Annotated in this window: 27 protein-coding genes and 1 tRNA gene; 26 read left to right on the forward strand and 2 right to left on the reverse strand. The window is 43.7% G+C overall.

Going from position 1 to position 26,374, the window contains the following annotated elements; all coding sequences use genetic code 11:
- Nucleotides 1-193, forward strand: a 193-nt coding sequence (locus tag F607_RS29795; RefSeq protein WP_038291395.1) for a hypothetical protein, incomplete at its 5' end; no start/stop codon positions are given.
- 275 nt (nt 194-468) lie between these two features.
- Here F607_RS29795 and F607_RS0114090 read toward each other — a convergent pair.
- Nucleotides 469-555: transfer RNA gene (locus F607_RS0114090), tRNA-Leu, on the reverse strand.
- Between the two features lie 196 nt (nt 556-751).
- Here F607_RS0114090 and queA point away from each other — a divergent pair.
- From queA to F607_RS0114120, 6 genes are all read left to right on the forward strand, one after another.
- Complete coding sequence (gene queA, locus F607_RS0114095) at nt 752-1,786, forward strand: tRNA preQ1(34) S-adenosylmethionine ribosyltransferase-isomerase QueA (protein ID WP_027708599.1); 1,035 nt, start codon at nt 752-754, stop codon at nt 1,784-1,786.
- A gap of 56 nt (nt 1,787-1,842) precedes the next feature.
- A complete protein-coding gene (tgt, locus tag F607_RS0114100) occupies nt 1,843-2,964 on the forward strand; it encodes a tRNA guanosine(34) transglycosylase Tgt (RefSeq protein WP_027708600.1) in 1,122 nt (373 codons plus the stop codon).
- A gap of 69 nt (nt 2,965-3,033) precedes the next feature.
- A complete protein-coding gene (gene yajC / locus F607_RS0114105; protein ID WP_027708601.1) occupies nt 3,034-3,366 on the forward strand; it encodes a preprotein translocase subunit YajC in 333 nt (110 codons plus the stop codon).
- Nucleotides 3,367-3,451: 85 nt separating this feature from the next.
- Nucleotides 3,452-5,314, forward strand: coding sequence for a protein translocase subunit SecD (secD, locus tag F607_RS0114110; RefSeq protein ID WP_027708602.1), 1,863 nt, complete (start codon nt 3,452-3,454; stop codon nt 5,312-5,314).
- Between the two features lie 24 nt (nt 5,315-5,338).
- A complete protein-coding gene (secF, locus tag F607_RS0114115; RefSeq protein WP_027708603.1) occupies nt 5,339-6,253 on the forward strand; it encodes a protein translocase subunit SecF in 915 nt (304 codons plus the stop codon).
- 101 nt (nt 6,254-6,354) lie between these two features.
- Nucleotides 6,355-7,047 carry an SDR family oxidoreductase gene (locus F607_RS0114120; protein ID WP_027708604.1) on the forward strand — a complete coding sequence of 231 codons (693 nt, stop codon included), beginning with the start codon at nt 6,355-6,357 and terminating at the stop codon, nt 7,045-7,047.
- Nucleotides 7,048-7,117: 70 nt separating this feature from the next.
- On the opposite strand, the gene F607_RS0114125 is transcribed toward F607_RS0114120, so the two are convergent.
- Nucleotides 7,118-7,936, reverse strand: coding sequence for an inositol monophosphatase family protein (locus F607_RS0114125; RefSeq protein ID WP_027708605.1), 819 nt, complete (start codon nt 7,934-7,936; stop codon nt 7,118-7,120).
- A 473-nt stretch (nt 7,937-8,409) separates the two neighbouring features.
- Between F607_RS0114125 and trmJ the strand changes: the two genes are divergently transcribed.
- The 19 genes from trmJ (at nt 8,410) to der (ending at nt 26,045) form a co-directional block, all read left to right on the forward strand.
- Nucleotides 8,410-9,147 (forward strand): tRNA (cytosine(32)/uridine(32)-2'-O)-methyltransferase TrmJ, encoded by a 738-nt coding sequence (gene trmJ, locus F607_RS0114130; protein WP_027708606.1) that lies wholly within the window; start codon nt 8,410-8,412, stop codon nt 9,145-9,147.
- Between the two features lie 97 nt (nt 9,148-9,244).
- Nucleotides 9,245-10,093: a serine O-acetyltransferase gene (gene cysE / locus F607_RS29800; protein ID WP_084611246.1), complete on the forward strand. Its 849-nt coding sequence runs from the start codon at nt 9,245-9,247 to the stop codon at nt 10,091-10,093.
- 133 nt (nt 10,094-10,226) lie between these two features.
- Nucleotides 10,227-10,724: a Fe-S cluster assembly transcriptional regulator IscR gene (gene iscR / locus F607_RS0114140; protein WP_027708607.1), complete on the forward strand. Its 498-nt coding sequence runs from the start codon at nt 10,227-10,229 to the stop codon at nt 10,722-10,724.
- A 46-nt stretch (nt 10,725-10,770) separates the two neighbouring features.
- Complete coding sequence (locus F607_RS0114145; RefSeq protein WP_027708608.1) at nt 10,771-11,985, forward strand: IscS subfamily cysteine desulfurase; 1,215 nt, start codon at nt 10,771-10,773, stop codon at nt 11,983-11,985.
- Nucleotides 11,986-12,021: 36 nt separating this feature from the next.
- Nucleotides 12,022-12,438, forward strand: coding sequence for a Fe-S cluster assembly scaffold IscU (gene iscU, locus F607_RS0114150; RefSeq protein WP_027708609.1), 417 nt, complete (start codon nt 12,022-12,024; stop codon nt 12,436-12,438).
- Nucleotides 12,439-12,515: 77 nt separating this feature from the next.
- Complete coding sequence (iscA, locus tag F607_RS0114155; protein WP_027708610.1) at nt 12,516-12,839, forward strand: iron-sulfur cluster assembly protein IscA; 324 nt, start codon at nt 12,516-12,518, stop codon at nt 12,837-12,839.
- Nucleotides 12,840-12,862: 23 nt separating this feature from the next.
- Entirely contained in the window at nt 12,863-13,408 is a 546-nt protein-coding gene (gene hscB, locus F607_RS0114160) for a Fe-S protein assembly co-chaperone HscB (protein ID WP_027708611.1), read from the forward strand.
- 25 nt (nt 13,409-13,433) lie between these two features.
- The gene (gene hscA / locus F607_RS0114165) at nt 13,434-15,302 is read left to right on the forward strand and encodes a Fe-S protein assembly chaperone HscA (protein ID WP_027708612.1); all 1,869 of its coding nucleotides are present in this window, start codon (nt 13,434-13,436) and stop codon (nt 15,300-15,302) included.
- Nucleotides 15,302-15,640 (forward strand): ISC system 2Fe-2S type ferredoxin, encoded by a 339-nt coding sequence (gene fdx / locus F607_RS0114170; protein ID WP_027708613.1) that lies wholly within the window; start codon nt 15,302-15,304, stop codon nt 15,638-15,640. Before hscA ends, fdx begins: the two co-directional genes overlap by 1 nt.
- A 30-nt stretch (nt 15,641-15,670) precedes the next feature.
- The gene (iscX, locus tag F607_RS0114175) at nt 15,671-15,871 is read left to right on the forward strand and encodes a Fe-S cluster assembly protein IscX (protein ID WP_027708614.1); all 201 of its coding nucleotides are present in this window, start codon (nt 15,671-15,673) and stop codon (nt 15,869-15,871) included.
- A gap of 168 nt (nt 15,872-16,039) precedes the next feature.
- A complete protein-coding gene (gene ndk / locus F607_RS0114180) occupies nt 16,040-16,471 on the forward strand; it encodes a nucleoside-diphosphate kinase (RefSeq protein WP_027708615.1) in 432 nt (143 codons plus the stop codon).
- A gap of 40 nt (nt 16,472-16,511) precedes the next feature.
- Nucleotides 16,512-17,639, forward strand: coding sequence for a dual-specificity RNA methyltransferase RlmN (rlmN, locus tag F607_RS0114185; protein WP_027708616.1), 1,128 nt, complete (start codon nt 16,512-16,514; stop codon nt 17,637-17,639).
- Between the two features lie 59 nt (nt 17,640-17,698).
- The gene (gene pilW / locus F607_RS0114190; protein ID WP_027708617.1) at nt 17,699-18,466 is read left to right on the forward strand and encodes a type IV pilus biogenesis/stability protein PilW; all 768 of its coding nucleotides are present in this window, start codon (nt 17,699-17,701) and stop codon (nt 18,464-18,466) included.
- A complete protein-coding gene (locus F607_RS0114195; RefSeq protein WP_027708618.1) occupies nt 18,453-19,505 on the forward strand; it encodes a RodZ domain-containing protein in 1,053 nt (350 codons plus the stop codon). Before pilW ends, F607_RS0114195 begins: the two co-directional genes overlap by 14 nt.
- A gap of 6 nt (nt 19,506-19,511) precedes the next feature.
- Complete coding sequence (gene ispG / locus F607_RS0114200) at nt 19,512-20,624, forward strand: flavodoxin-dependent (E)-4-hydroxy-3-methylbut-2-enyl-diphosphate synthase (protein ID WP_038291403.1); 1,113 nt, start codon at nt 19,512-19,514, stop codon at nt 20,622-20,624.
- Between the two features lie 144 nt (nt 20,625-20,768).
- Nucleotides 20,769-22,055 (forward strand): histidine--tRNA ligase, encoded by a 1,287-nt coding sequence (hisS, locus tag F607_RS0114205; RefSeq protein ID WP_027708620.1) that lies wholly within the window; start codon nt 20,769-20,771, stop codon nt 22,053-22,055.
- 325 nt (nt 22,056-22,380) lie between these two features.
- Nucleotides 22,381-23,055 carry a YfgM family protein gene (locus F607_RS0114210; protein ID WP_027708621.1) on the forward strand — a complete coding sequence of 225 codons (675 nt, stop codon included), beginning with the start codon at nt 22,381-22,383 and terminating at the stop codon, nt 23,053-23,055.
- Nucleotides 23,056-24,240 carry an outer membrane protein assembly factor BamB gene (gene bamB, locus F607_RS0114215; RefSeq protein WP_051311487.1) on the forward strand — a complete coding sequence of 395 codons (1,185 nt, stop codon included), beginning with the start codon at nt 23,056-23,058 and terminating at the stop codon, nt 24,238-24,240. It abuts the gene before it with no gap.
- Nucleotides 24,241-24,512: 272 nt separating this feature from the next.
- Entirely contained in the window at nt 24,513-26,045 is a 1,533-nt protein-coding gene (gene der / locus F607_RS0114220; RefSeq protein WP_027708623.1) for a ribosome biogenesis GTPase Der, read from the forward strand.
- Nucleotides 26,046-26,374 lie beyond the last annotated feature (329 nt).

Here is a 26,374-nt window from a genome sequence, read left to right on the forward strand (position 1 = left end):
CAAAGTCAGAAATTTAATAAAGCGGGGTGTCCATGTTCAAGCTGCTGTCGCCTGTGGTCTTACCAGTAAAGGTCCTTGGCGCAGCTCAAAGACACCTGGTATTCAACAAGCATTAAATAATGACTATCTGAAAAAGGCTGGATTATTTTCACTAAGGGATGGGTGGATCAAAATTCATTATCCTAACGGATAAATTAAATGAACCGCCCTGTGCGGACCCGCATGCAGGGTGGTGTGGGGAGAGCTGGGTAGATACCAGCTCTTACCCGATTTGAGGTACCAAAAGTTTGAAAGGAACTGACTGGGTAGCAGTGATGCTTAATTAGACTGTAATGAATGCGTAAGAATCATTAAGGAATCGAAGCTACTATCGCACTAAGTAAGTGCTGATCAAGTAAGATCGTGAGTTGTGAATTAATGAGGTCTTAAGTATGCAAGCAAACGCTTTGTATGCTTAAGCTTTGGCGATGGTGCCCGGGGTCGGACTCGAACCGACACACCCGCAAAGGCGGGGGATTTTGAATCCCCTGCGTCTACCAATTTCGCCACCCGGGCTAAATGTGCGGCGCAGTATAGCAAACCCATTGTGAAGGTCAATGCTTTTACACCCAGGCAGGATGTAAAAAGTGAATTAAATCAGCTGGCTGTATACAGTTTGATCAGTACTGTACATCGAGTGTCTTGATAAAGTTAATGTCTCAAAAAACTATTTCCGTTAAAATGGCCGTTTTTTGCGGTTTAATTGAATAGTATGCGCGTTAAAGATTTCAGTTTCGAATTACCAGCAGAGCAGATTGCTCGTTACCCTACCGATCAGCGTTCTTCAAGCCGCCTCATGGCTGTTGATGGCAGCTCTGGTGCTATTGAGCATAAGTCATTTGTGGACATTGCTGATTACATGCAACCTGGTGACTTGCTTGTACTCAATGATACAAAAGTCATTCCTGCAAGGTTATACGGTACCAAAGCTACTGGTGGGAAAGTGGAAGTACTGGTTGAGCGTATCCTAGAAGATCAGCACTCAGTACTTGCACATGTTCGTGCCAGTAAAGCGCCTAAGCCTGGAACATTACTCTGCTTTGATGAGGGCATACAAGCGGAAATGTTGTGGCGTGAAGGTGATCTTTTTGTACTCCGCTTTTTAGGTGAGCAGCCTGTGTTAGCGCTGCTGGAGAAAATTGGACATATTCCTCTACCACCATATATTGACCGTGATGATGCACAAATTGATCGTGAGCGCTATCAAACAATATACAGCCGAACTGCAGGTGCAGTGGCTGCACCCACCGCTGGCTTGCACTTTGATCAGGCACTGTTCGACAAATTAGCAGCTAAGGGGGTTGAAAAAGCCTTCGTTACCCTTCATGTAGGAGCAGGGACGTTTCAACCTGTTAGGGTTGAAACCATTGCTGAGCACAAAATGCATAGTGAGTATCTAGAGGTAAGCCAAGCTGTTTGTGACCAAATAGCTGCAACGAAAGCGCGTGGTGGCAGAGTGATTGCGGTGGGAACAACAACGGTCAGGTCGCTCGAAACGGCATCACGCTCAGGGTATGTTCAGCCTTATCATGGAGAAACTGATATCTTTATATACCCTGGCTATCAGTTTCAGTGTGTTGACCTTATGGTTACTAACTTTCATCTGCCAGAATCAACGCTGCTGATGTTAGTATCCGCATTTGCGGGCTATGAGCATATCATGCAGGCTTATCAAATAGCGGTGGCAGAGCAATATCGTTTTTTTAGCTACGGTGATGCTATGCTGTTAAGCCGCAGAAATGCGTAAACTGTTGACTTTATTGGTTACAAATTAGCAATTATATGAGTAGATCAGAATGCTTTATGCGCTTTGAGACACTGACAACTGATGGTCAGGCTCGGCGTGCTCGCTTGGTATTTCCAAGAGGTGTGGTAGAAACACCAACTTTTATGCCTGTTGGAACCTATGGCACTGTAAAGGGTATGTTGCCGAAGGATATAGAGGCTATTGGTGCCCAAATTATTTTGGGAAATACCTTTCACCTGATGCTAAGGCCTGGCACAGAAATTATCAGCAAACATGGTGGCTTGCATGACTTTAATGGTTGGAATAAGCCTATTTTGACTGACTCTGGCGGCTTTCAGGTATTTAGCTTGGGAGAAATGCGCAAGATAACAGAAGAAGGGGTCTCTTTCCGCTCGCCCGTTGATGGTGCTAAGGTGTTTTTGAGTCCTGAGCGTTCAATGGAAGTTCAGCGTGCACTAGGTTCTGATATCGTCATGATTTTTGATGAGTGTACGCCTTATCCCGCAACAGAATCCGAAGCCAAAAAGTCGATGGAAATGTCCCTCCGTTGGGCTAAGCGAAGTCGAGAAGCTCACGGTGATAGTCCAAGTGCACTGTTTGGTATTATTCAGGGTGGGATGTATCAGCACCTGCGAGAGCAGTCTTTAGCAGGATTAAAAGCAATCGATTTTGATGGTTATGCCATTGGTGGCCTATCTGTGGGCGAGCCAAAAAACGATATGTTTCGTGTATTAGAAGGCATTACTCCGCTAATGCCGGAGAATAAACCCCGCTACTTGATGGGGGTGGGTACTCCAGAAGACTTGGTTGAAGGCGTGCGGCGTGGGGTTGATATGTTTGACTGTGTTATGCCTACTCGCAACGCAAGAAATGGGCACTTATTTACGGCTGCAGGTGTTGTAAAAATTCGCAATGCAGTACATAAGCATGATACAGGGCCTTTGGATGAAACCTGCGATTGTTATACCTGTCAGAACTTCAGTCGAGCATATCTACATCACTTAGATAAGTGTGGTGAAATTCTTAGTTCGCAGCTAAACACTATCCATAATTTACGCTACTACCAGCGGGTAATGGCCGGTTTGCGTGAAGCAATTGAAGCCGGTAAATTGAACGATTTTGTGACAGCGTTTTATCATGCGCGTGGCATGGATGTTCCGCCACTCACCACTGAGTAATTACTCTGGTTTGTATGATGGGGCTGTATTTTTAGGTTTTGACATTGTGAATGTTGAGGAGTTTGTTGCATGAGTTTGTTTATTGAGCAAGCGTTTGCGGATGCTGCTGCAGGGCAGCCTGCTGGTGGTGGCTGGGTGACGACTTTGATGATGGTTGGTTTTTTTGCCATCTTTTATTTTCTTTTGATCAGGCCACAACAGAAAAAAGCAAAAGAGCATAAGCAAATGTTGTCCCAGCTCCAGAAAGGGGATGAGGTGGTCACAAATGGTGGCATTATTGGCAAAATTACCAAAGTGTCTGATGAATTTATCACTCTTCAGGTTAATGATAACACCCAGCTTAACTTTCAGAAGGCTGCTGTTGTGGCCAGTTTACCGAAGGGTACAATCAAAGCCATTTAATCATCACTCGTCAGGGCTAGTGTAATAACTGATTAGTGTTGTGTGCCCTGACATGTTTGTTAACCAAAAGGAACAGGGCACAGCTATGCTCAATAAGTACCCGTTGTGGAAGTACTTGCTTATTGTGTTTGTTATTGTGGTAGGCGGTATTTATGCGTTGCCAAATTTATATCCCGCTGATCCAGCCATACAAATTCGTAGCAATAGTCGCTCAATAACTGTTGATGATCAACTCGTTGAGCGTACCAAGCAAATTCTTGAAACTGCGAAAATTCCTGTCAAAGCCATTGAACTGGAAAACGAAAGTTTACTTGTTCGCCTGACTGAAATGGATAATCAGGCATTAGCCAAGTCTTATCTTCATGATCAGCTAGGGACAGATTATATTGTCGCTTTAAATTTAGCACCTACCACGCCTGAATGGCTTGCATCCATTGGCGCTGAACCAATGAAGCTAGGCTTAGACTTGAGTGGTGGTGTTCACTTTTTGCTTGAAGTGGACATGAATAAAGCCGTAGATGCTCGCCTTAAAGTACTGGATAGTGAAATCCGGACAATGTTACGAAAAGAAGGTATTCGTTATCGCAATGCACCGGTTTTAGAGGATAAGTCTCATCAGCTTTCATTTCGTTCTGCGGCTGATCGAGACAAAGCTGAGCGTATGGTAAAAGCTGAACATAACCAACTGACCACGCGTGCTTTCGATAATGGTGATAAATACCTGTTGGCATACAATTTTGCTGAATCCAGGCTAATAGAAATTGAAGATTATGCCATTAAGCAGAACCTGACTTCCCTCCGTAACCGAGTGAATGAGCTTGGGGTTTCAGAGCCATTAGTCCAACGCCAAGGTCGTAATAGAATTGTTGTTGAGTTACCAGGGGTACAAGATACTGCGCAGGCTAAAGGTATTATTGGTAAAACAGCGAATCTTGAGTTTCGCTTGGAAGCTAAGGCAGATTCCACAGCAACTGAACAGTATCGTTTCAGAGATGATAAAAATCCGCCTGCTAATTTAGAGCGTGATGTCATTTTAACGGGTGACTTAGTTTCTGATGCATCTGCCAGCTTTGATGAAAATGGTCGACCACAAGTAAACATTACCTTAAACGGTAATGGTGGTGATCTTATGAATCGGGCAACACGTTATAATGTTGGACGCCGCATGGCTGTGGTTTTTATTGAGCAAAAGCCACTTCCCCCAAAGGAAATCACCAAAGTAGTTAATGGCAAGGAAGTGACTGAGATTAAGCAGTCTTTCCGGGAAGAGAAGCACATTATTAGTTTGGCGACTATTCAAAGTGCGCTTAACACTCAATTCCGTATCACAGGTTTGGATAGTGTTGCTGAGTCTTCTGAGTTAGCGCTATTACTTCGTGCTGGTGCACTAGCCGCACCTATGTACTTTGTTGAAGAGCGCACAATTGGCCCAAGCTTAGGTAAAGCAAATATTGAGATGGGCTTTAAGTCAGTTGCCGTTGGTTTTGCATTGGTGCTGGCATTTATGCTGGTGTACTACAAAGTGTTTGGTGTGTTTGCCAATATTGCTTTGACCTTTAACCTTGTCTTGCTCATAGCGGTCTTGTCGATGTTTTCGGCGACCCTGACTTTGCCAGGAATAGCAGGAATAGTGCTAACGGTGGGGATGGCTGTTGATGCCAATGTGCTTATATTTTCAAGGATTAAGGAAGAACTAGCACAAGGCCTGTCCCCTCAGCAAGCTATTCATGAAGGATATAATCGAGCATTTGTGGCTATCTTGGATGCTAATATCACAACATTTATCGTTGCAATCATTTTGCTTTCTTTTGGTACCGGGCCGGTCCAGGGTTTTGCTGTGACCTTGGCGATTGGGATCGTGACCTCGCTATTTACCGCAATTTTGTTTACGCGGGCAATGGTTAATATGGTCTTGGGTGGTAAACAGTTGCAAAAACTATGGATTTAATTGGCCAGCAAGAGGTTAACGATTATGAATAATGAGCGTGTTATTCAATTTATGAGTGCTCGAGTGCTGGCGGTTTTCTTTTCGTTAGCACTAATAATTGGCTCAATTGGTACCCTGGTTATTAATAACCTGCAATATGGATTGGATTTTACCGGTGGAACGCTGATTGAGTTAGGCTACGAACAACCTGTTCGCCTTGATGACATTCGGGAGCAGCTAAAGCAAGCCGGTTATGACCAAGCTACTGTGCAGGAGTATGGCTCAGCAACAGATATTCTGGTTCGCTTACCTGGTGATGATCCCAAGCAGGGCGATAAAGTTGCTGGGGTTTTATCAAAAGCTTCTTCAGGTAACGTTGAGTTGCGTCGAGTAGAGTTTGTCGGACCGCAAGTTGGAGAGGAGTTGCGAGAAAAAGGTGGATTAGCAATGTTGCTGGCTTTAGCTGTGGTGCTGATCTACATTGCTCTGCGTTTTCAGTTGAAGTTTGCGTTAGGGGCTGTATTAGCACTGGTCCATGATGTGATTATCACTTTGGGCTTTTTTGCGGTAACAGGATTCACCTTTGACTTAACTGTACTTGCAGCGATTTTGGCGGTTATTGGTTACTCGTTAAATGACACAATTGTGGTCTCTGACCGTATTCGTGAAAACTTTCGGGTTATGCACACTGCAACACCCATTGAAGTTATTAACTACTCGCTGACACAAACACTGGGTAGAACGTTGATAACTTCCATTACGACATTGTTAGTGTTAGCAGCACTGGCAATATTTGCGGGTGAGTCATTGCAGAGCTTTTCTCTTGCACTAATAGTGGGTGTGGTTATTGGTACTTACTCATCTATTTATGTTGCAGCAAATGTGCTTATTGCTATGAAAGTTAGCAGGGAAGACTTGCTACCACCTGAAAAAGAAGAAGTTGTGGATGATATGCCTTAACATAAATTAATGGTTTCTTCTATATATTTAAAAAAAGCGGCATTAGCCGCTTTTTTTAAATATAAAATAAGACAGATATCGTCTAGTTAATGAGGTTATTTATGAAAACAATGTTAATTACAGGTGCGAGTCGGGGATTAGGCTTAGAGCTGGTAAAACAGTATGCCAGTGAGCATTGGCAGGTTATTGCCTGTTGTCGGCAGCCAGGGCAAGCAAATGAATTAACAGCTTTGGCAGAGCAATATCCAAGCATTAGTATTGAACAAGTGGATATTCTGCAAGAGGTTGATATTCAACGTTTAGCAGAAAAGTATAAACAACGGCCTATTGATTTGCTTTTTATGAATGCAGGTGCTTATGGACCTAAAGGGTATGGGTTTGATGATATTTCTACTGAGGAATGGCTCAATGTACTGCATGTAAATAGTGTAGCGCCTTTTATTTTTATTAAATACTTTTTAAAGCAGGTAATTCAAAGTGAGTTAAAACAGATTGCGTTAATGAGCAGTAAGATGGGTAGTATTGCTGATAATGGCAGTGGGGGGAGCTACATTTACCGAAGTTCTAAAGCAGCGTTAAATGCCGCTGCCAAAAGTTTGGCCATTGATTTAGCTGGAGATAATGTCAAAGTTGCAATTATTCATCCAGGTTGGGTTAAGACTCGTATGGGTGGGCCAAATGCGCTTATTGATACTCAAACATCAATTAAGGGTATTAAACAATTACTGGAAAATTTATCACTGGAAAACTCAGGTAGTTTTGTAGCCTATGATGGTCAGTTAATTCCTTGGTAAAAAGCGAGAATATCGTCAGCTTTTATTATTAATAAAGCTGACGATAACCTTGGCAATTAACGCAAGGCCGTTAGGCTTTTTTCATATCAGGTGTCAGGTAGGGGTGAATTAATTGTAAAAGTGATTTAAAGCACTTTGGGTTACCACAAGCGACCTGACCACTTTCAAAGTAACTGTGAGAGCCACTAAAGTCACCTATCAAGCCCCCAGATTCGAGGATTAACAGAATGCCTGCTGCCATGTCGTATTGATTCAGCCCATATTCCCAAAATCCATCAAGTCTTCCAGCAGCAACATAAGCAAGATCAAGTGCAGCAGAACCACCACGACGAATACCTGCAGTTTTTTCAGCAACGTTTTTCATCATGCCAAAATAGGCTTCAGCGTGTTTCATTTGATCCTGACGGAAGGGGATTCCTGTACCGATTAAAGCATCATGCATTTGCTTTCTGTTGCTGACTCTGATGCGATGGCCATTAAGTTGTGCCCCTTTACCTCGCGAGGCAGTAAATTCTTCTCCCCGGATAGGGTCAAGGACAACGCCATGTTCAATACGGCCTTTGTACTGGCAGGCAATAGAGACAGCAAAATGGGGAATACCGTGGATAAAGTTACTGGTGCCATCAAGGGGGTCAATAATCCAAAGATAATCTTTGCCGCTGCCTTTACCTTCCTGATGACCAGACTCTTCACCGAAAATACTATGGTCAGGGTAAGCCTTACGCAGCGTTTTGATGATGGTTCGTTCTGCAGCAGTGTCAATTTGAGTAACGAAATCGTGTGGAGCTTTTTCAGCAACTTCCAAGCGGTCTAATTGTTCATAGCCACGGAGTATGACTTCTCCTGCGCTTCTAGCTGCACGCAGGGCAATGTTGAGCATAGGTTGCATAGCGACTCATCTACTTGAGGTGTTAAAGAACATAAGGTGCTAACTATAGCAAATACTTTGCAGTTCAATAAGCCGCATGACTACTTATTTTTATAGCTAGTGGGGAGAGGGAATAGCGTCAACCATTTGTACTAAGAGGTGCGGATAAAGTTACATAGAGCCTGAACATAGGTTTTGTTACACTAAGCGTAATCATTCAACCTAGATGTCACTATTATTAGTATTTATCAATTGCTGCCAGTTTTTTTGCTATATAGGTTGGAAGCGATTGGAGTGGTCAGTGATTTAGATATATCGAGATAAAGTATATAGTTAGCGTCTGTTGTATTTTCTTTATCCTGTAAGTTATATCCATGGTGAAGTACTTAAGAGGTTGTTTCGGCTATTGTTGATTACAAGCTTAGAGCAGCTTGAAATGGATATACCCAGAAAGGATGATTAGATTTTTTAGTGAGTTGAGGATAGTAAGGTCAGTGTTAGAACGCATTCGTATTGTTTTAGTAAATACTTCCCATCCAGGAAATATTGGTGCGGTTGCTCGAGCGATGAAAACCATGGGGCTTACCAAACTGGTGCTTGTTTCCCCCGATGAATTTCCTCACCCTTATGCTACCAGCCGTGCAGCCGGTGCAGATGATATCTTGGCGCAGGCAATGGTGGTTGAGTCACTCGCGGATGCTGTGGCTGACTGTCAGTTAGTCGTTGGAACCAGTGCCCGACAGCGCAAAGTACCCTGGCCCTTAGTGAATCCTCGGGAATGTGCTCAACAGCTTTTAGCAGAAGCGCAACAGGGAGAAGTTGCATTGATATTTGGTCGAGAAGAGCATGGTCTGACAAATGATGAGTTAGCAATGTGTCAGCTACATGTTCATATTCCTGCTAATGAAACGTATAGCTCGCTTAATCTTGGTGCTGCAGTTCAGGTCATGACCTATGAAATTAGAATGCAAGCGTTGCAACTCAACCAAAGCCAATCGCTTGAAGCTTTGTCTGGGCATGATGCGCCACTGGCTACCAGTGCAGAGTTAGAGCATTTGTACCAACATCTTGAGCAAACACTACAACAAATTAACTTTCTTAAAAGTGCCTCAGCACACTCAATGATGACTAAACTTCGACGAATATATCAGCGTGCTCGTTTAGAGCGACAGGAAGTTCAAATCTTGCGCGGTATTCTAAGCCAGACACAAAATAAGTCGAAAAATAAATAATTTAGCTCAAGGGTAGGCTTTTTAATAACTACAAAATTTATAGCGAAAGTCGCTATAGCCAGGAGCGATTACACAATTATTTGTTACAGGAGTGGTTATGTTTGAACGGGTCAAAGAGGATATTGCCAGCGTATTTCACCGTGATCCTGCTGCACGCAATACTTTTGAGGTATTGACCAATTACCCTGGCGTACATGCAGTGTTACTCCATCGTTTAAGTCATAAGTTATGGATTAAAGGTTTTAAGTGGTTTGCCCGTTTTGTTTCTAACTTTGGACGCTGGATGACAGGAATTGAGATCCATCCTGGCGCTAAGATCGGTCGTCGCTTTTTTATCGACCATGGTATGGGAGTGGTCATAGGTGAAACAGCTGAAATTGGTGATGATGTCACGCTTTATCAAGGAGTAACGCTGGGTGGTACAACCTGGAATAAAGGCAAACGACACCCAACACTTGGAAATGGTGTGGTAGTAGGTGCTGGCGCTAAGATCCTGGGACCTTTTGTGGTCGGTAATAATGCTAAGGTTGGCTCTAATGCAGTTGTCACCAAGGAAGTACCTGAAGGGGCAACAGTTGTTGGCATACCTGGAAGAATTATTCGGCATGCAGAAATGTCTCAGGAGGATGCAAAACGACAAGCAATGGCAAACAAGATGGGGTTTGATGCTTATGGTGTATCTGATATGCCTGACCCTGTTGCGAAAGCAATGACAGGTATTTTAGACCATATGTTGGCCGTGGATGATAAAATTGTTGTTATGTGTAAAGCACTGAAAGACTTGGGCGTTGATTATTGTGATAACAACTTGCCTGCTTTGAAAGAGGAAGATTTTGAGTGTGTCAGTGAGCATTCAGTTGATAGTCATGAACCATCTTTAAAGACTATTAATGAAGAAGAGCGGGCTGTTCATAAAGAAAAAATGAAAGAAACCAATGAGAGTTAGAGAGTGTGTCTGGCTAAATAGGCACATACTTGACTAAACCATAGGGTTAAATACTTGATCAATTTACTTGGTTAAAGCATAATACGTCGCAAGACTTTTTTAATGAACTGCGGCATATAAAGAGACTGATATTATGCGTTTAACCACCAAAGGGCGCTATGCCGTTACGGCAATGCTTGATCTAGCGCTGCATGCTGAAAAAGGCCCTGTTGCATTAGCAGATATTTCTGAGCGTCAGGGCATTTCTCTTTCTTATCTTGAACAACTTTTTGCCAAACTACGTCGTAGCCAGCTAGTGAGCAGTGTACGTGGGCCTGGTGGTGGTTATCGTCTTAGCCGTGAAAGCACAGGTATTCATGTCGCTGAGGTTATTGATGCTGTTAATGAAACCGTTGATGCCACTCGTTGCCATGGGAGTAATGATTGTCAACGGGGCGATATTTGTCTCACCCATCACTTGTGGTGTGACTTGAGTAACCAGATTCATTCCTTTTTAAGTAATATCAGTCTCGCAGATTTGGTGGCACGTCGAGAAGTACGCTTTGTTGCTTCGCGTCAGGATGAAAAACAGCAAATAAAACAAGATCATCCTTCACTTGATGAGCGCATTAATACGTCACAGATTATATAATTTGCCTGATTGAATAGATTAGCCTTTTGTTGGAGTTGTTAACCTCATGAAGCTTCCGATTTACTTTGACTATGCAGCCACCACACCTGCAGATACCCGTGTCGCCCAAAAAATGGTTGATTATTTGACGGTTGATGGTGTGTTTGGAAACCCTGCTTCTCGTTCGCATGCCTTTGGCTGGAAAGCAGAAGAGGCTGTAGAGTTGGCTCGAAAGCAAGTTGCGGAGCTGGTTAACTGTGATCCTCGTGAAATTGTCTGGACCTCTGGTGCGACAGAAGCAGATAACTTAGCTATCAAAGGTGCTGCTCATTTCTACAGCAAGAAAGGTAAGCACATTATTACTTCCCGTATAGAGCATAAAGCAGTGTTGGACCCTTGTCGTCAGTTAGAACGTGAAGGGTTTGAAGTGACCTACCTTGATCCAGATAAAGAAGGGATTATTCACCCTGAAGCCGTAGCAGAAGCTATTCGTGAAGACACCATCTTAGTATCTGTCATGCATGTTAATAATGAAATTGGTGTGGTTAATGATATAGCGGCGATTGGTGAAATTACCCGTAGTAAAAATATCCTTTTCCATGTTGATGCCGCCCAAAGCACTGGCAAGGTCGCGATTGACTTGGAAGCCATGAAGGTCGATTTAATGTCCTTTTCTGGACATAAGAGCTACGGGCCAAAAGGTATAGGTGCACTATATGTGCGTCGTAAGCCAAGAGTTCGGCTAGAGGCTTTGATCCATGGTGGTGGTCATGAGCGAGGAATGCGTTCTGGTACTTTGCCAACTCATCAAATTGTCGGTATGGGTGAAGCTTTTCGAATTGCAAAAGAAGAGATGGTCGCTGAGCAAGCTAAATTGTTAAAGCTACGTAATCGTTTCTGGGATCAGATTAAGGACATGGAAGAAATATATGTCAATGGTAGCTTTGAGCAGCGTGTGGCTAGCAACCTAAATGTAAGCTTTAACTTTGTTGAAGGTGAGTCACTCATTATGGCACTAAAAGATCTGGCTGTTTCTTCGGGGTCTGCATGCACCTCCGCTAGTCTTGAGCCATCCTATGTATTGAGAGCGCTAGGCCTGTCTGATGAATTAGCCCATAGCTCTATTCGCTTTAGTTTTGGCCGCTTTACCACAGAAGAAGAAATAGATTATGCCGCACAGAAAGTGCGCACTGCCGTGGATAAGTTAAGAGAGTTATCGCCTTTGTGGGATATGTATAAAGATGGTGTCGACCTGAGTAAGGTTGAATGGGTTGCCCACTAATAATTTTGCCTGATTTCGTGCTGAGGAGTTAATCAAATGGCTTACAGTGATAAAGTCATAGACCATTACGAAAACCCCCGTAATGTAGGTAAAATGGACACCGCAGACCCTGCAGTAGGTACGGGTATGGTTGGTGCACCTGCATGTGGTGACGTTATGCGTCTGCAGATTAAAGTGAATGGTCAAGGTGTGATTGAAGACGCCAAATTTAAAACGTATGGCTGTGGCTCTGCCATTGCGTCAAGCTCACTCGCAACAGAATGGATGAAAGGTAAGACGCTTGATGAGGCTGCAGAGATTAAAAATGCAACCATCGCAGAAGAGCTTGCACTGCCACCAGTAAAAATTCACTGTTCTGTATTAGCTGAAGATGCAATTAAAGCAGCTATTCAGGATTACAAAAGCAAGCAATCACCTGAGTCTGATATTACTAACAGCGCAGCTGCTGGCTAAACGCTACTGACAGTTGAAGCGAACAATGCTGTAAAGCGCTTGCCTTTACAGCATTATTGCTATGAGAGGAGTCATGTATGGCAATCACAATGACCACAGCTGCCATCAACCATATCAGTCAACAGATAGCTAGCCGTGGTAAAGGGGTCGGGATTCGCTTAGGGGTCAAGACGACAGGCTGCTCTGGTTTGGCTTATGTACTTGAGTTTGTTGATGATGCAGCACCTGAGGATAAACTGTTTGAGCAAGGCGGAGTTCAGCTTTACGTTGATCCCAAAAGCTTAGTTTACTTGGATGGTACTGAACTTGACTTTGTCAAAGAAGGACTCAATGAAGGCTTCAAGTTTAACAACCCAAACGTGAAAGGCGAGTGTGGTTGTGGTGAGAGCTTTTCAATTTAACTGAGTAGTGAAGAGATCTTCAGATGCTTGAGCTAAAGCAGAATTATTTTGAGTTGTTTACGCTTGCGCCTGGCTTTAATGTCGATAAAGCAAAACTTGCAGAAAAATATCGAGCATTACAGCGATCATTCCATCCTGATAATTTTGCCGCTGAGTCTCAGCAGCAACAACGTTTAGCTGTGCAGTGTACAGCACATATCAACCAAGCCTATCAAGCATTGCGTTCAGATTTACTTCGTGCAGAGTATTTATTGAAATTACAAGGGGTAGACCCTCAGCTAGACCGTACGACGGTATTTGATAGTGAGTTCTTGATGGAGCAAATGGCACTTCGTGAAGCGCTAGAAGAAGTGCGCTCTGCAGTAGACACTGAGGTAGCCCTTCAAGAGTTGCAAACAACCGTAGATGAGCGATTAAAAGACCTTTTTAAAGCCTTTTCAAACCTATGGGATCAAAAAGACCCTGTCGCATTAGTGCAAGCTGTTGTTGTCGTTCAAAAATTACACTTTTTCTCGAAATTACAACAACAGGTCACTGAGCTTGAAGCAGAGCTTTTAGACGATTTTTAACCCACATTAAGTTAAACGATTAAAGATGGCGTTGTTACAGATATCTGAACCCGGCCAAAGTCCTAAGCCGCATCAAAGAAAGCTGGCAGTAGGCATTGATTTAGGCACAACCAACTCATTGGTAGCGGCTGTTCGCAGTGGTTCGCCAGAAACCCTTGCTGATGAGCAAGGCCATCACATGCTACCTTCAGTGGTACATTATCAGACAGGTGGCGTTCGTGTGGGGCTTGAAGCCAAGCAACAGGCAGCTGAAGACCCTGAAAATACCATTATTTCTGTTAAGCGAATGATGGGGCGCGGACTCCATGATATTCGGCAACAGGGTAACTACTCTCCCTATCGTTTTGTTGATACTGATGGGATGCCTAACCTGTTGACATGTACAGGTGAAATTAACCCCGTGCAGGTTTCTGCTGAAATCTTAAAGGTGCTCATCGCTAGAGGTAAGGCCAGTCTGGACGGGGACTTAGTCGGGGCTGTTATAACTGTACCTGCTTACTTTGATGATGCACAGCGCCAAGCAACCAAGGATGCAGCGCGGCTAGCAGGCATCCACGTGCTGAGGCTGCTAAATGAGCCAACCGCAGCCGCAGTGGCTTATGGTTTAGACCAGCGTCAGGATGGCGTTATAGCTGTTTATGACTTAGGTGGAGGCACCTTTGATATCTCCATTTTGCGTTTGTCAAAAGGCGTCTTTGAAGTATTAGCAACAGGTGGTGATTCGGCTTTAGGGGGGGACGACTTTGACCACTGTATTGCTGAGTGGATCATGCTGCAGGCTGGATTAAAGGCTGAGGCACTTTCAACGTCAGAACAGCGTTCCCTTCTTTCGATTGCATGTAAGGCAAAAGAAGCGCTAACGAATAGTAATGAGGTTGAAGTTAACTTTCTAAACTGGTCAGGTTTGTTACAACGCGAAGAGTGTGATGATTTATTTCGGCCACTGATTCAAAAGACATTGCGCGCAGTTAAGCGAGCGCTGCGTGATGCTGACTTAAACGTTAATGAAGTTGATGAAGTGGTTATGGTTGGAGGCTCAACGCGCGTTCCAGCTGTTCGACACGCGGTCTCTACGTTATTGAATCGGGAGCCTTTAATTTCTATAGATCCTGATCGTGTCGTTGCCTTAGGCGCTGCTATCCAAGCTGATGTACTGGCAGGTAACAAGCGCTCTGATGACATGCTGTTACTGGATGTCATTCCGTTATCACTGGGACTTGAAACGATGGGGGGATTGATGGAAAAAGTGATACATCGAAATACCACCATCCCAATTGCGAGAGCCCAAGAATTTACCACTTATAAAGATGGCCAAACGGCGATGTCTATTCATGTGCTTCAAGGAGAACGTGAACTGGTAGAGCATAACCGTTCCTTGGCTCGTTTCGTGCTGTCAGGGATTCCTCCTATGGTAGCTGGTGCTGCTAAGGTACGGGTTACATTTCAGGTTGATGCTGATGGGCTTTTGAGTGTGAATGCCCAAGAGTTAAGTACGGGAATAGAAAGTACAGTTGAAGTTAAACCATCGTACGGTTTATCTGATGAGCTTATTTCTTCCATGTTGCAGGACTCTTATCAACATGCTCAAGATGACGCGGATCAGCGTAACCTTAAAGAGCAACAGGTAGAGGCTGAACGACTGCTGGAAGCTATAACCTCTGCCCTAGCTGAGGATGGACACTTGCTGGCGACTGAAGAGCGCCTGCACGTTGACCGTGAAGTGGCTCAGCTGCAACAACTAGCTGAAGGTGAAGATGCTGATGCTATAAAGCAAGCTATTGAGCAAACAGCCAAAATAACCGATGAGTTTGCAGCCCGTAGAATGAATGCAGCAGTCAGCAAAGCGTTGTCAGGTCACTCGATTGTAGATTTTGATACTGAGGAACAACAGTAATGCCACAAATTGTCTTTTTACCTCATGATGAGCTATGCCCTGATGGCGCTGTTGTTGAAGCTGAAGCAGGTGAGTCTATATGTGATGTGGCATTGCGTCATGATATTGAGATAGAGCATGCGTGCGAAAAATCCTGTGCATGTACTACGTGCCATGTCGTTGTTCGCGAAGGTTATTATTCTATGGAACCTGCGGATGACTTGGAAGAAGATATGCTGGATAAAGCATGGGGCTTGGAGCCTGAGTCTCGTTTGAGCTGTCAGGCGTTGGTCGGTGATACTGACCTCGTTGTAGAAATTCCGAAGTATACGGTTAATCAGGTCTCTGAAAGACATTAGGTGATTTTCTTACATTGAGGTAGCAGACAAATGAGTTTGTGCTGGACTGATGTAAATGATATTGCGATTGAGCTGGTAGAGCAGTATCAGGATATTGATCCGCGTTATGTAAACTTTGTAGATTTACGCAACTGGGTAATGGCACTTCCGGGCTTTGATGATGACCCTCAGCGCTGTGGTGAGAAAATACTCGAAGCGATTCAAGCTGCCTGGATTGAAGAAGCCGACTGATTAGCGGTCACCTCATCGGTCAAGAGGCTGTTATTTTACTTGAACCTGCGTATAATCCGCGGGTTTTGTGTATTATGCCCATCATTAATGATGCTGTTTAATTGATGGGCATAGAGCATTGTAAACCACCCATTTGCCATTAACTGTTACGGTTTTGTGGAGAATAACATGTCAGTAGAACGTACTCTCTCAATTATTAAACCCGATGCTGTTTCTAAAAATGTCATTGGTAAAATTTTCAGCCGCTTTGAAGAAGCAGGCCTGAAAATTGTTGCTACTAAAATGCTTCACTTGTCTAAAGAGCAGGCTGAAGGCTTTTATGCTGAACACAAAGAGCGCCCTTTCTTTAACGACCTCGTTGCATTCATGACATCAGGTCCAGTGGTTGTTTCAGCGCTTGAAGGCGAGAATGCCATTGTTAAAAACCGTGAGTTGATGGGTGCTACTAACCCTCAAGAAGCTGCTGCTGGCACTATTCGTGCTGAGTTTGCATCAACAATTGATGAGAATGCAGTCCACGGCTCTGATTCTGAAACGTCTGCTGCGCGCGAAGTAGCTTACTTCTTTAGCAGCGACGAAGTATGCCCACGCACTCGCTAGTTTGATTGATGTCCACGTCTGTACTGTAGGTAAGTTCACGATGAGTGATGCACAAAAAGTTAACCTGTTAGGTTTGCCACGCCCGATGTTAGAGGCGTATTTCGAGTCTATTGGTGAGAAAAAATTTCGTGCAACTCAGGTTATGAAGTGGATTTACCACTATGGCGTGGATGACTTTGAGCAGATGACCAATCTGGGTAAAGGGCTAAGAACAAAACTCAGTGAGTGTGCTGAAATCAGAGGCCCTAAAGTTGTCAGCTGTGATCATTCCGCAGATGGAACCCGTAAATGGATTATTGAAGTAGCCAGTGGTAGTTGTGTAGAGACGGTATTTATCCCTGAGAGCGGGCGAGGAACGCTATGTGTATCCTCTCAAGCTGGCTGTGCATTGGACTGTAGTTTTTGCTCAACGGGCAAGCAAGGGTTTAACTCTGATTTAACGGCTGCAGAGATTATTGGTCAGGTGTGGATTGCGGCTAAGTCTTTTAACAATGTTCCTCATAAGCAAGATCGAAGCATCACCAATGTGGTTATGATGGGGATGGGAGAGCCTCTTCTTAACTTCGATAATGTAGTGGCATCCATGAATTTAATGATGGATGACCTTGGTTTTGGTCTCTCAAAGCGTCGAGTCACATTAAGTACTTCAGGTGTCGTACCCGCGTTAAAAGAGCTAGGCAAATACACTGATGTCTCTCTGGCGCTGTCGTTGCATGCACCTAATAATGCCTTGCGTAATGAGCTTGTACCAATTAACAAGCGTTACCCTTTGGAAGTTTTATTACCAGCGTGTCAGGATTACATGAATGGCCTGGCGGATAAGCGGCGGATTACCATTGAGTATACTTTAATTAAAGGGGTTAATGACCAGCAGCAACAGGCTGAAGAGCTGATACCACTGTTAAAAAATATTCCTTGTAAAATAAATTTAATTCCCTTCAATCCCTTTTCTTTGTCTTCATACCAACGGCCCAGTAATAATGCTATACGCCGTTTTCAAGAGATTCTTTTGGCAGCTGGGTATAATACGACAGTTCGAAAAACCCGTGGTGATGATATTGATGCTGCCTGTGGTCAGTTGGCAGGAAAAGTCCAAGATAGAACCCGTCGTAGCCAACGTTATCTCAATCAAACTCAGTTAATTAACACGAAACAGTTGCCAGTGTGAGATAGATCATAAAAAATAACAGTAACACGTGGCAATTGTCTTATTATCTGGGGGATCAAATGAGAAAAGCCAAAGCGTTATTGTTGACGGGGTTATTAGCATGGCAGTTAACGGGATGTGTTACGACAGGCGGTAAACCTGAAGTTGATCGAGAAAAAGCAGCAGAGAGTTATGTTAATTTGGGCATCGCCTATTTACGTGAAGGTGATACCGAAAATGCTCGGGATAAGCTTGAGCGTGCTTTGAAATATGACAGTGACTCGGTTAGAGCATTAAGTGTATTAGCCCTAACTTATCACCAAGACGGTGAGGTAGAGCTGGCAGAGAAGTATTTCCGAAAAGCCTTGTGGGAAGATCGGAGTGATCCTGAAACTAACAACAACTATGCTGCTTTTTTGTATGATATTGGGCGTTATGATGAGGCAGCTGAGTATTTTAAAAAGGCTGCAGATAATACCGACTATTCTGAGCGGAGTCGCAGCTTTGAAAATTTGGGATTAACGCTGTTAAAACTAAAAGATAATGAGGCTGCAGAGGCTAGCTTTCGCCGTGCACTGCGCTTAAATAAAGGCTTACCTCGCGCTCATTTAGAGTTGTCAAATCTTCTGTTTAAGCAGTCCAACTTTAGTGAAGCGCAAAAGCATTACGAGGCCTTTACTCAACTTGCCTCACAAGATGCACGTTCACTGCTGATAGGGATACAAATAGCTAAGGCTTTCAATGATAATGACCGTATGGCAAGTTATGGCTTACAGCTGCGTAAAATGTATCCTGGTTCTTCTGAACTAAAGCAGTATCAAGGTATGATGGCGAATGAAAAACCTTAAGAAAGAAGACAATTTACCCCCTCAAGAACAAGCTGTCTTAACGCCTGGTGCTTTATTGCGCCAGGCGCGCCTCGATCAAGGCATAACGCAAGAGGCGATCGCCAATCAACTGAAAATCTCAGTAACCTATGTAGCCGCAATTGAGCAGGATAACTTTGAAGAGTTACCAGGCTTAACCTTTGCACGAGGCTATGTTTGTAACTATGCAAGAAGAGTTGGCTTGAATCGCGATATTGTAGCTAAAGCCTTTGATAGCTATACCGGGAAAAAGCCTGAAGCACACTGCCCTGAGCCTGTTCAAAAAGTATCTACTCAAGCGGCAGCACATACCCCGCTGGTTAAATGGTTTAGCTATTTAGTCATTATTGTTTTAGTCATTATGACGATTGTCTGGTGGCGATATGACTTGCTACAACGCCAAAATAGTGAAGCATTGGATGCAGACACCAGTGCTGAGCAAATAATGGTTGAGACAGTTGATGGTGAAAATGTTGTTTCCGATTTAATACCTGATCCTGCTGAAGAAGTAACAACTGACCATGCGCTTTCTGCTGAACAGCCTGAAGAGTCAATAGAGGAACAGCAACTACCTACTGAAGTCCCAGCTACTGAGATCTTGTCATCAGAGCAAGCTAGCAATACGGATGAACAAAACGACGTTGAAAGTGTTTCTGGCGGACCTCTATCTGGTCAAGCGGTAGCTGAAGATCATGATGCTGATACGGCTGTAACTGAAAGTACATCATCAGGTAATGAGTCAGCAGCAGTGGTTACGGTAAAGCATGAAAATACCCTTACAGCTGTTTTTAAAAATGAATGCTGGGTAGAAGTACGTGATGCAAAAACCAATAAAATGTTGGCCGCAGGTTTGAAACAGGCTGGAAATTCTATAAGTGTTTCACACTCTGGACCGGTGAAAATCGTTTTAGGCAATGTAAACGCTGTTGAGCGATTGACATTTAATGATAATAGCGTGAGCTTGGAGGGACGTTCACGAGGAAATGTAGCTAACTTTGTACTAGGACAGGACTCAGAATAAATCGCTATGCAAGTTGAATCACCCATTAAAAGACGTAAATCCAGACAGATTATGGTGGGTAATGTACCCGTAGGTGGTGATGCACCCATTTCTGTCCAGAGTATGACTAATACTGAAACCTGCGACGTTGCGGCAACCGTTGGACAGATTAAACAGCTGGAAGAAGTTGGTGCAGATATTGTTCGTGTTTCAGTGCCCTCTATGGACGCTGCAGAGGCATTTGCAGCCATTCGCCAGCAGGTGAATGTGCCGTTAATTGCTGATATTCACTTTGATTACCGTATTGCGCTTAAAGTCGCTGAGCATGGCGTTGACTGCTTAAGAATTAATCCTGGCAATATTGGTCGAGAAGAACGTGTGCGAGCTGTAGTGGATGCTGCTCGAGATCGTAATATTCCTATTCGTATTGGAGTCAATGCAGGCTCACTAGAAAAAGACTTGCAGAAAAAGTATGGCGAGCCAACACCTGCTGCGTTGGTTGAGTCAGCGTTACGCCATATTGAAATACTAGATCGGCTGGATTTTCAGGAGTTTAAAGTCAGCCTCAAAGCATCAGATGTATTTACTACAGTGGCAGCTTATCGCTTACTGGCAGCACAAATAGAACAGCCATTGCATTTAGGCATCACTGAAGCAGGAGCCTTTCGCTCGGGTACAGTTAAGTCATCGATTGGCCTGGGTATGCTCTTGATGGATGGGATTGGCGACACATTAAGGGTTTCGTTAGCCGCAGATCCTGTACAAGAAATCAAAGTAGGCTTCGATATTTTAAAAAGCCTCAAATTGCGGGCAAAAGGCATTAACTTTGTAGCATGCCCAAGTTGCTCAAGACAAAACTTTGATGTCATCAAAACCATGAATGAGCTTGAGGTTCGGCTGGAAGATATCACTACACCTCTGGATGTTGCAGTTATTGGTTGTGTGGTAAACGGTCCTGGTGAAGCTCGTGAAGCCGATATTGGCTTAACAGGTGGCTCACCCAATAATCTATTGTATGAAGATGGAAAGCCTAGTTATAAAGTCACTAATAATGGTTTGGTGGATGAGCTTGAGCGAAAAATTAGGGAAAAAATAGCTCAGCGCCAGGCTGAAGAAGCTAACACCATCATCAAAGTTTAGTAATAGATGTAAAAAGAGTGTGCTGCTGTGCTGGAAGTCTTATAAATAATCCGTAAACTATTTCCCCTTAATACATGTTGTGGCCACGGTGCTTAGCGGCGTCGTGGTTTTAGTTTGTCACTTTAATTTGATAGGTAAAGAGCGTTGGCCACACAAATTCAAGCAATTCGTGGAATGAATGATATCCTCCCTAGCCAAAGTCCCTTATGGCAGTATGTGGAGCATCATATCCATGAGGTGCTGAGCGCTTATGGCTATTCCGAGTTACGCACACCACTCGTTGAAAGCACAGATTTATTTAAGCGGTCGATTGGTGAAGTGACGGACATTGTTGAAAAAGAAATGTACACCTTTGCTGACCGTAATGATGAAAGCATAACATTACGTCCGGAAGGTACAGCTGGCGCAGTAAGGGCTGCTTTACAACAAGGTTTGCTGCATAACCAAGTACAGCGTTTGTGGTATATGGGCCCAATGTTTCGCTATGAGCGGCCACAAAAAGGTCGTTATCGCCAGTTCCACCAGCTTGGTTTAGAGTGCTTTGGCATGGCCGGACCGGATATTGATGCAGAGGTTATTATCTTGACTGCGCGACTTTGGCGCAGACTGGGTATTGATAAGGCGGTGTCTTTGCAGCTTAATTCATTAGGTACACCTGAAAGCCGTAAAGCACATCGTGAGGCACTCATTGCTTATCTGGAAAAGCATCAATATAAGCTGGATGCAGATAGCCAGAAGCGTTTATACAGCAACCCTCTGCGTGTACTTGATAGTAAAAATCCGGACACTCAGGCTATTCTGACTGATGCTCCCATGTTGCTGGATTATCTGGATGATGAATCCAAACAGCACTTTGAACAGCTTAAAGCGTTGTTATCGGCAGCAGGTATTGAATTTGAGGTTAATCCAAAGCTGGTAAGAGGATTGGATTACTACTCAAAAACTGTTTTCGAATGGGTTACTGATGAGCTTGGTGCACAAGGCACAGTTTGTGGCGGCGGACGTTACGATGGTCTCGTTGAGCAACTGGGAGGTAAACCAACACCAGCGGTTGGTTTTGGTATGGGTATTGAGCGCTTAATTCTGCTTTTGGAAACCCTGAAGGTTGTGCCTGAGACAGTTTATAACCATGTTGATGTCTATCTGGTTGCTGCCGGCGAAAATATTACGGTGTATGCATTCCAAGTGGCTGAGACTATTAGGAATAATGTCCCAGGTATTCGACTGAAGATGAACTGTGGTGGTGGTAGCTTTAAGAGTCAGATGAAAAAAGCCGATAAAAGTGGAGCGCATATCGCCATCATCATTGGTGAAAATGAGCTTCAGGAAGGAACGGTTGCCATTAAACCATTGCGGGGAGAAGGCGCTCAACAGGTGATGTCTTTGCCTGAAGCGACAGCCTGGGTTGCTGAGCAGTCTTTTGCAGAATAGTTATTTATAAAAAAACCTGTCAGGGCTAACCTTAGATTCCTGACAGGCTTTTGTTAGTCATTTTTAAGGATCTTTTAACAAAACTGGGCTTTTATGCCAAATGCCGCATGTGAAGTATAAAAATCTGATTAACAAAATGTGTGGCATTGTGGTCAAATAATTCTAAACACATACGTTTTACTTAAGCGCATCATACCCAAAGTACATGATTTTTCGGGTTTGGGCTTTTCGGGTTTGCTGGCCGTAGATGTCCCTTGCAGGCAACATGCAAGCAGTTGACATGCAGATTTTGCAGATTTTTGCAGACTTTTTATAGGAGCTTAGGGTGGATAGTTACCGTACTGAAGAAGAACAAATTGAAGTCATCAAGCAATGGTGGAAAGAAAATGGGTCTGCGATTGTTGTTGGCCTAGCTATCGCACTGGCGGGTGTTTTTGGATACAAAGCTTGGAATAACTACCAAGATGCGCAAGCTGCAGAGGCTTCAGCACTTTTTCAAGATGTTATAAATGTCGTTAACAAAGGACAGTTTGGTACGTTATCTGAAAATGACTTATCTACCTTTAATCATTTAGTGGGTAAGTTGAAAGCTGATTATAGTGGCTCAACATATGCTCAATTTGCCGCCCTTTTGCGAGCACAGCAGGGTGTAAAAGATGATGATCTGGAAAAAGCGCAGCAGGAGCTACAATGGGTATTAGATCAAAAGCCTGAAGAAAACATAGCGCTGTTAGCAAAGCTTCGTTTGGCACGTGTTGTTTTTGCTCAAAATGCTGAAAATGCACAACAGGCTCTGGATTTGATTAATAATGTTGATGCCAAAGCTTACCTAATGTCGTATGAACATGCTAAAGGTGACTTCTATGTAGCACTTAATAAACTGAGTGAAGCACGTGAGGCGTATACTAAGGCAATTGCTGCAGGAGAAAAAGCCGAGCAGGTTGACCCTACTATCCAAGTTAAGCTTGATAACATCGCTGTTGCGAAGGAAGGTGCGTAGATGAAGCGCGATATTCCTAAACCTTTAAAAATAACCACTGTTCTCTCGATGGCGGTAATACTTTCAGCATGCAGTATCTTTGATTCGGAAGATGAGGTTGTGCTGGAGCCAAAGCCGTTAGCCAATTTTGAAGAAACCATCAAAATTGATGAAGTGTGGAGTAAACAAATTGGTGACGGGGTGGATGGTCACCGCTATGTCAAGCTAGTGCCAGCAATTGATGGTGGTAAGCTGTTTGTCTGCGATATTAATGGCGACGTATATTCTCTTAACTCAGACTCAGGTGAGGAAAACTGGTCCATTGAGCTTGATGAAAAAGTGATGGGTGGCGTTGCTGCGGGTTATGACAAAGTCTTTATTGGAACTCAGGCGGGAGAGCTGGTTGCACTGAGTCAAGCAGATGGTAGTGAATTGTGGCGTGCCCAGTTAAGTAGTGAGATTTTAGCGCCAGCAGCAACAGATGGTTCGGTAGTTGTCGTACATACCAAAGATGATAAGTTGATTGCACTTGATATTAATAATGGTGACCAGGTTTGGATTTATGAAGGGAGTCAGCCGATTTTAAGTCTGCAAGGTACCAGCACACCTCTCATTGTATCTGGTGCTGTGTTCAGTGGTTTTGCTGATGGTGAAGTTAAGGCCTTTGTTGCGGATCGAGGCTTCCAGATCTGGAAGCAAAAGGTGGCAATTCCAAAAGGACGTAATGAGCTAGAGCGAATGGTTGATATTGATGGACCTTTGCTACTCAATGAGAACAAGCTTTATGCCGTTAGCTATCAGGGAAATGCTGTGGCAATAGATCCACGCAGTGGAGGTATACTTTGGCAGCAGGAAGCCTCAAGTTATGGTGGTTTAGCTCAAGGGTTTGGTAACTTGTATATGTCAGGTACTAATGGGCATGTTACAGCACTAGACCAGGAAACAGGTGATACACAGTGGACACAAACTGAACTTGAGTATAGAAAAGTTACCCCACCAGCGGCACATAGTAATTACATTGCAGTAGGTGACTATGAAGGCTACGTGCACTTTTTGTCTCAGCTAGATGGGCAGTTTGCCGGACGAATTAAAGTCGATGGTGATGGCGTCGAGGTGGCTCCTCAGTCTGATGGTGTACTACTTTTTGTTTATGGACGAGGCGGTGAGCTGGCTGCATTGAAAGTAGACTTAAAAGACGAAGACTAATATGTTAGCTTAAACAAAACGGCTGCTTACTCGTTAAGCAGCCGTTTTGTTTATACTCGTATTAGAGCTAGTATCCTGCTGGGTATCAGGAGGATATGCTTTGTAAAACTATTTTGAAAACTGGTGAGCTTAGTTGCAGAGTAGTTTTACAAAGTAGCAATATATTGATCATTAAATAAAGTAGTAGCTTATCTGTGTAGTCAATGGGACAGCAAGAAACTGCCCTAAAGTTAAACAGTTGAGTAATCTGCTTGTGTTGAGTATTCAGTGGTATGAATCCAGTTATCGCGCTAGTCGGCCGGCCTAATGTTGGTAAGTCAACATTATTTAATCGTTTAACCCGCTCTCGAGATGCTTTAGTGGCAAATTATGCAGGGCTCACTCGTGATCGCCAGTATGGTGAAGGCAAGCTGGGAGATCGGGATTATATTGTCATTGATACTGGCGGTATTTCTGGTAATGAAGAAGGCATTGATGCTGCTATGGCTCAACAGTCTCTGCAGGCCATAGAAGAAGCTGATGCCGTGCTTTTCATGGTCGATGCCAGGGTAGGTCTGACTGCCGCTGACGAGATGATTGGACAGCACTTGCGCACACGAAATAAACCAACATTTCTGATTGTGAATAAAATAGATGGCATTGATGATGATGTTGCCAAGAGTGAGTTTTATCAGTTAGGCATCACTGAAACAGTCGGTATAGCTGCAGCCCATGGACGTAATGTGCGCAGTATGATCAATCAGGTTATGACATTGTTTCCTCAGCCTGAGGTTGAAATTACTCCCTTTGTATCAGAAGAAGAGTTGCTTGCTGAAGGTCTATCTGCCGATGGAGTGATATCGACTGGAGATAGTTCTGTTGAGCTAACTGAACAATCAGCTTCTGCAGAATCTGAGGTTGAGCGTGAGCATGGAACCAAAGTGGCGATTGTCGGCCGTCCAAATGTTGGCAAATCAACACTTGTAAACCGCTTGTTGGGTGAAGAACGGGTTGTGGTCTATGACCATGCAGGTACCACTCGTGATAGTGTGTACATCCCTTTTGAGCGCAATGATCAGCGATATACCTTGATTGATACTGCAGGTGTACGTCGCCGTGGTCGCGTAGCTGAGTCAATTGAAAAGTTTTCTGTTGTAAAAACCTTGCAGGCTATTCGTGATGCCAATGTTGTCATTTTAGTACTGGATGCTAGAACAGGGCTGGTTGAACAAGATCTTCATTTATTAGGCTTCGTAATTGAAACAGGTCGAGCTTTGGTGATTGCCGTCAATAAATGGGATGGCTTAGAGCAGCGTGTAAAGCAAGATATAAAAGACGAGCTTGAATACCGGTTGGGGTTTGCTAATTTTGCCCGAATTCATTTTATTTCCGCGCTACATGGCAGTGGAGTAGGCAATCTATATGAGTCTGTGAATGAAGCCTATAAAGCAGCAACAACACGCTGGTCCAGCAACCGTCTGACACGTTTGTTGGAAGATGCTGTTGCAGACCACCAGCCGCCTTTAGTGAATGGCCATCGTATCAAATTACGGTATGCTCACTTGGGAGGTTTAAATCCGCCACTTGTTGTGATTCATGGCAATCAGACAGCAGCAGTGCCGCAAACTTACCAACGCTATCTGGAAAATACTTTTCGTCGAGAACTTAAGATTGTAGGTTCACCCATTCAAATTGAATTTAGAACGGGGGAAAATCCATTTGCAGGCAAAAAAAATAAGCTAACAGATAGGCAAGTTGCTAAGAAAAAACGATTAGTTCAGCATGTTAAAAAACAGGAAAAAAAGCGTAAAAAGAAAAAGAAGTAATTAATTGAAATTTAAAATAAAGGTTGTACATTAAAAGCTGCATATTGCAGCTTTTTTTATATATTCTAATAGTGCAAACAGGCCATAGGTAATTAATAAACAGCCTTACTTGGATGTATACCCATAGCGTTTGAGAATTAGGTTTAATCTTTTGATTTAACAAGGGAAATTGTATATCCTTTGCGACCATGAAAGGATTTTGGCTCACAGAAGAAGAATTAAAGGCGTTGCGCATAGCTCACAGGGCTGAGCGCAATCGTCATGCAGCGTATAAAATCAATGCAGTGATTTTGCTTGGTAGCGGATGGAAGCTAAACCAAGTTAAAGAT

The sequence above is a fragment of the Zooshikella ganghwensis DSM 15267 genome (genome assembly GCF_000428585.1).
GTDB classification, from domain to species: Bacteria; Pseudomonadota; Gammaproteobacteria; order Pseudomonadales; family Zooshikellaceae; genus Zooshikella; species Zooshikella ganghwensis.

Bases quoted from the DNA above. Each gene is read 5' to 3' on its own strand.
- queA (WP_027708599.1), top strand. From the start codon at position 752: ATGCGCGTTAAAGATTTCAGTTTCGAATTACCAGCAGAGCAGATTGCT.
- tgt (WP_027708600.1), top strand. From the start codon at position 1,843: ATGCGCTTTGAGACACTGACAACTGATGGTCAGGCTCGGCGTGCTCGC.
- yajC (WP_027708601.1), top strand. From the start codon at position 3,034: ATGAGTTTGTTTATTGAGCAAGCGTTTGCGGATGCTGCTGCAGGGCAG.
- secD (WP_027708602.1), top strand. From the start codon at position 3,452: ATGCTCAATAAGTACCCGTTGTGGAAGTACTTGCTTATTGTGTTTGTT.
- secF (WP_027708603.1), top strand. From the start codon at position 5,339: ATGAATAATGAGCGTGTTATTCAATTTATGAGTGCTCGAGTGCTGGCG.
- F607_RS0114120 (WP_027708604.1), top strand. From the start codon at position 6,355: ATGAAAACAATGTTAATTACAGGTGCGAGTCGGGGATTAGGCTTAGAG.
- F607_RS0114125 (WP_027708605.1), bottom strand. From the start codon at position 7,936: ATGCAACCTATGCTCAACATTGCCCTGCGTGCAGCTAGAAGCGCAGGA.
- cysE (WP_084611246.1), top strand. From the start codon at position 9,245: ATGTTTGAACGGGTCAAAGAGGATATTGCCAGCGTATTTCACCGTGAT.
- iscR (WP_027708607.1), top strand. From the start codon at position 10,227: ATGCGTTTAACCACCAAAGGGCGCTATGCCGTTACGGCAATGCTTGAT.
- F607_RS0114145 (WP_027708608.1), top strand. From the start codon at position 10,771: ATGAAGCTTCCGATTTACTTTGACTATGCAGCCACCACACCTGCAGAT.
- iscU (WP_027708609.1), top strand. From the start codon at position 12,022: ATGGCTTACAGTGATAAAGTCATAGACCATTACGAAAACCCCCGTAAT.
- iscA (WP_027708610.1), top strand. From the start codon at position 12,516: ATGGCAATCACAATGACCACAGCTGCCATCAACCATATCAGTCAACAG.
- hscB (WP_027708611.1), top strand. From the start codon at position 12,863: ATGCTTGAGCTAAAGCAGAATTATTTTGAGTTGTTTACGCTTGCGCCT.
- hscA (WP_027708612.1), top strand. From the start codon at position 13,434: ATGGCGTTGTTACAGATATCTGAACCCGGCCAAAGTCCTAAGCCGCAT.
- fdx (WP_027708613.1), top strand. From the start codon at position 15,302: ATGCCACAAATTGTCTTTTTACCTCATGATGAGCTATGCCCTGATGGC.
- iscX (WP_027708614.1), top strand. From the start codon at position 15,671: ATGAGTTTGTGCTGGACTGATGTAAATGATATTGCGATTGAGCTGGTA.
- ndk (WP_027708615.1), top strand. From the start codon at position 16,040: ATGTCAGTAGAACGTACTCTCTCAATTATTAAACCCGATGCTGTTTCT.
- rlmN (WP_027708616.1), top strand. From the start codon at position 16,512: ATGAGTGATGCACAAAAAGTTAACCTGTTAGGTTTGCCACGCCCGATG.
- pilW (WP_027708617.1), top strand. From the start codon at position 17,699: ATGAGAAAAGCCAAAGCGTTATTGTTGACGGGGTTATTAGCATGGCAG.
- F607_RS0114195 (WP_027708618.1), top strand. From the start codon at position 18,453: ATGAAAAACCTTAAGAAAGAAGACAATTTACCCCCTCAAGAACAAGCT.
- ispG (WP_038291403.1), top strand. From the start codon at position 19,512: ATGCAAGTTGAATCACCCATTAAAAGACGTAAATCCAGACAGATTATG.
- bamB (WP_051311487.1), top strand. From the start codon at position 23,056: ATGAAGCGCGATATTCCTAAACCTTTAAAAATAACCACTGTTCTCTCG.
- der (WP_027708623.1), top strand. From the start codon at position 24,513: ATGAATCCAGTTATCGCGCTAGTCGGCCGGCCTAATGTTGGTAAGTCA.